The organism is Streptomyces sp. ADI95-17 (assembly GCF_003846175.1).
Taxonomy (GTDB): Bacteria; Actinomycetota; Actinomycetes; order Streptomycetales; family Streptomycetaceae; genus Streptomyces; species Streptomyces sanglieri.
On sequence record NZ_ML123053.1, the window covers coordinates 3,744 to 8,057 of the forward strand.

2 protein-coding genes are annotated in these 4,314 nt (G+C 72.7%); both read left to right on the forward strand.

Annotated features, from left to right (window positions below; all coding sequences use genetic code 11):
* On the forward strand, positions 1-2,514 hold a 2,514-nt coding region (locus EES42_RS45255; protein ID WP_164495494.1), incomplete at its 5' end, for an SDR family NAD(P)-dependent oxidoreductase.
* Between the two features lie 462 nt (positions 2,515-2,976).
* Positions 2,977-4,314 (forward strand): type I polyketide synthase (locus EES42_RS39445; protein ID WP_206433810.1); only part of this gene is annotated, 1,338 nt, incomplete at its 3' end.

Genomic DNA, 4,314 nt, shown 5'->3' on the forward strand with positions numbered 1-4,314 from the left:
CAGGATCCCGAGTACTGGGTCCGCCACGTCCGCGAGGCTGTCCGTTTCCTGGACGGGATCCGCACCCTGGAGTCCGCGGGCGTGACCGCGTTCCTGGAACTGGGCCCGGACGGGGTGCTCTCCGCCATGGCCCAGGACTGCCTCACCGACACCACCGTCGACCCAGAGAAGTTCGGCTTCGTACCGGCCCTGCGCAAGGACCGCGACGAGCCGCAGGCCCTGCTCACCGCCCTCGCCGAACTTCACGTACGCGGCACGGCAGTCGACTGGACCGCGTACCACGCCGGCACCGGCGCCCGCCGTGTCGACCTGCCCACCTACGCCTTCCAGCGGCAGCGCTACTGGCCGAAGCCGGGCGGTCCCGTCGCCCCGGAGACGGATGCCGTGTCGTCCATGGACGCACGGTTCTGGGCCGCGGTGGAGCAGGAGGACCTGTCCGGACTCGTCGAGGGGGCCGGACTCACCGCGGACCAGCCGCTGGGCGAGGTGCTGCCACTGCTGTCGTCGTGGCGCCGCCAGTCCCGCGAGCAGTCCACGGTCGACGCCTGGCGCTACCGGGTTGCGTGGAAGGCGGTCGCGGACGACACCGGCGCGCCGGTGTCCGGCACCTGGCTGGTCGTGGCGGCCGACGAACACCTCGGCCACCCGGTCGTCGCCGGGATCGAGGCGCACGGCGCCGCCGTCGCCCGCCTTTCCGTGGACTCGGGCACGCGTGACCGGACCGGACTGGCCGAGCAACTGGCCGGAGCCGGCGAGGCCGCAGGCCCCGAGGGCATCGCGGGCGTTGTCTCCCTGCTGGCCCTCGGCCAGGACCCCATGGCGGCCACGCTGGACCTGGTGCAGGCACTGGGCGACGCGGGTGTACGGGCGCCCCTGTGGTGCCTGACCCGCGGAGCCGTGAACACGGGCCGCTCCGACGCGGCGCCGGAACCGGCGCAGGCCCAGCTGTGGGGCCTCGGCCGGGTCGCGGGTCTGGAACAGCCGCAGAGCTGGGGCGGTTTGATCGACCTGCCCGCGAAGCCGGACGAGCGGGCGGTGGACCGAGTCCTCGCCCTCATCGGCGGCGGCAGCGGCCAGGACCAGGCCGCAGTGCGCCCCGCCGGAGTATTCGTGCCCCGGCTCCTGCGGGCGTCGGCGAACACCACGAGCAGCGAGTGGGCCCCGCGCGGCACGGTGCTCGTCACCGACGCCACGACGCCGTTCGGCTCGTACGTCGCGCGCTGGCTGGCCGGCACCGAGGCCGACCGGGTGGTCCTGATGACGCCCGAAGGACAGGAACCGGCCGAGGCGGCGGTGACGGCGCTCGGCGAGCGCGCGGTCGTCGCGCACTGCGACGTGACCGACCGCGCCGCGCTCGACGCGCTGGTCCGACGGCTCGCCGACGAGGGCGGCCCCGTACGGGCGGTGGTGCACACCGTCGGCGGCAACCACCTCGCCCCGCTCGACACCATCCGCATGGAGGACGCCGACGCACGGCTGGCCGCCAAGGTGGTCGGCGCTGCCCATCTCGACGCGGTCCTCGCCGACACGGAACTGGACGCCTTTGTCCTGTTCTCCACCATCGCCGGTGTCTGGGGCGGTGGCGGCCAGGGCTTGTACGCGGCGGCCGGCGCCTACCTGGACGCACTGGCGCTGAACCGCCGGGCGCGCGGCCTCGCCGCGACATCGGTGGCCTGGGGCCCGTGGGCCGACGGCGACACGACGGAAGGCGCCGTGCGGGACAGCGAAGCCGGGCAGGCCGAGGAGGCGGAGCTGCTGCGCAGGCGGGGCCTGCCCCCGATGGCTCCGGAGCTGGCCCTCACCGCGCTGCGCCAGGCGGTCGCCGATGCCGACCCGCTGCTCACCGTCGCCGACGTGGACTGGGCGCGGTTCGCGCCGTCGTTCACGGCCCTGCGGCCCAGCGCGCTCCTGGCGGAACTGCCGGAGGCCGCGGATGCCCTGGCGGGCGACGCCGAGCCGGTGGGCGTCGACGACGACGTCGCCGACGAGCTGCGCCAACGGCTGGAGGCCATGTCCGAGCCGGAGCGGGACGCCGAACTGGTGCGGCTGGTGCGCACCCACGCGGCGGCGGTCCTCGGCCACCCGGTGGACGAGGTCGGAGCCGACCGGGTCTTCCGGGAGCTCGGATTCGACTCCCTGACGGCCGTGGAACTCCGCAACCGGCTGACGCGGGCCACCGGGCTCCGGCTGCCGGCAGGCCTGGCCTTCGACCACCCGACGGCGGCCGCGGCGGCCGTGTTCCTGCACACGGAACTCCGATTCGACTCGGACGCGCCGGACGCTTCGGGCGCATCGCTCCTTGCGGAACTGGACAAGCTGGAGGCCGCCACATCAGGAAAGGAGCCCGACAACCTGACGAGGACAAGGGTCACGATGCGACTCCAGGCATTCCTCGCCAAGTGGTCCGATGGGCGCGCCGAGACCGAACAGGCCGATGTGAGCGAGAAGCTCGAATCGGCATCGGACGATGAGATCTTCGATTTCATCAACCAGGAGCTCGGCCGCTCGAATTGACGGCCCCGTACCCGCCCCGCCCACCGGCGGGGCGGGGCGGCCGATCACGCGGCGGCGGCCGAGCGGGCTGCCGCCGTGTGACCGCCCCCTGCGGACCCGTGCCCCGGGACCCGCCCGAAACAGGCGGCGGGGCCCGGCCCCCGGGCGCCGCACCGGCCGCCGACCCCTGGGCCGACAGGGGCGGTTGGCTAGGGGGACGGGCCGAACCCATAGGGGTTGTGCGGCCAAGGGGGGTCGAATAGCTTCGCATTGCGAGTTGATCTGCTGGAATGCCGATGCAATTACAGGAGCGTGTCGGTGTTCGAGGATGCGCAATGTGAAGGCTATGGGTTAAGGGTTGTGTGGCCTCGGCCAATTCATGCTGAGGAATTCCTCCTCCAGTAGTGGGGACGTCGAACGACTTTCCACCCAGTTCCCGGTCCTCCATCGCTATTAAGTGCTGACTGCTCAGGGTGGGATTGAATGGCGAACGAAGAGACGCTGCGGGATTACCTCAAGTGGGTCACCGCGGATCTGCATCAGACCCGTCAGCGTCTGCAGGAGCTTGAGGCGGCCGACCCCGAGCCCATTGCGATCGTCGGCATGAGCTGCCGCTACCCGGGCGGCGTGCGCAGCCCCGAAGACCTCTGGCAGCTGGCCACTTCGGGCGTCGACGCCATCTCGTCGTTCCCGCTCGACCGAGGCTGGGAGAGCCTCGGCGACGCCACCGACTCGGGGGGCCCCTCGTTCGCCATGGAGGGCGGTTTCCTCGACGGCGTCGGCGGCTTCGACCCGGCGTTCTTCGGGATCTCGCCGCGCGAGGCGCTGGCGATGGACCCGCAGCAGCGCCTGCTCCTCGAAACGTCCTGGGAGGCCTTCGAGCGGGCCGGGATCACGGTCGACACGCTGAAGGGCAGCCGCACCGGCGTCTTCGCCGGCACGACGGGACAGGACTATTCGACGCTGCTGCAGCCGCCCCCGGAAGGCACCGGCGGCTATGTCCTGACCGGCACGTCCGCGAGCGTCGTCTCCGGCCGCATCGCCTACACGCTCGGCCTCGAAGGGCCCGCCGTGACGGTCGACACGGCCTGCTCCACCTCGCTCGTGACGCTGCATCTCGCCGTGCAGGCCCTGCGGTCCGGCGAGTGCTCCCTGGCGCTCGCCGGCGGTGCGACCGTCATGTCCACCCCCGCGGCGTTCTACGGCTTCAGCGACCAGGGCGGGCTCGCCGCCGACGGCCGCTGCAAGTCGTTCGCCTCGACGGCCGACGGCACGTCGTGGTCCGAGGGCGTGGGCGTGCTGCTTCTGGAGCGCCTCTCCGACGCCCGCCGCAACGGCCGCGAAGTCCTCGCGGTCGTACGTGGTTCCGCGGTGAACCAGGACGGCGCGTCCAACGGCCTGACCGCCCCCAACGGCCCGTCCCAGCAGCGCGTCATCCTGCAGGCCCTCGCCAACGCCCGCCTGTCGGCCCAGGCCGTCGACGCGGTGGAGGCACACGGCACGGGCACACGACTCGGCGACCCCATTGAGGCCGAGGCGCTCATGGCCACGTACGGCCAGGACAGGCCCGCCGAACGGCCCCTGCTCCTGGGCGCGTTGAAGTCGAACATCGGTCACACCCAGGCCGCCGCGGGCGTCGCCGGTGTGATCAAGATGGTCCAGGCGGTACGCCACGGAGTGCTGCCCCGGACCCTGCACGTGGACGAGCCGTCCTCCCACGTCGACTGGTCCGCCGGTGCGGTGGAGCTCGTCACCGAGCAGCGTGCCTGGCCGGAGACGGGCGAGCCGCGCCGTGCGGGCGTCTCGTCGTTCGGCATGAGC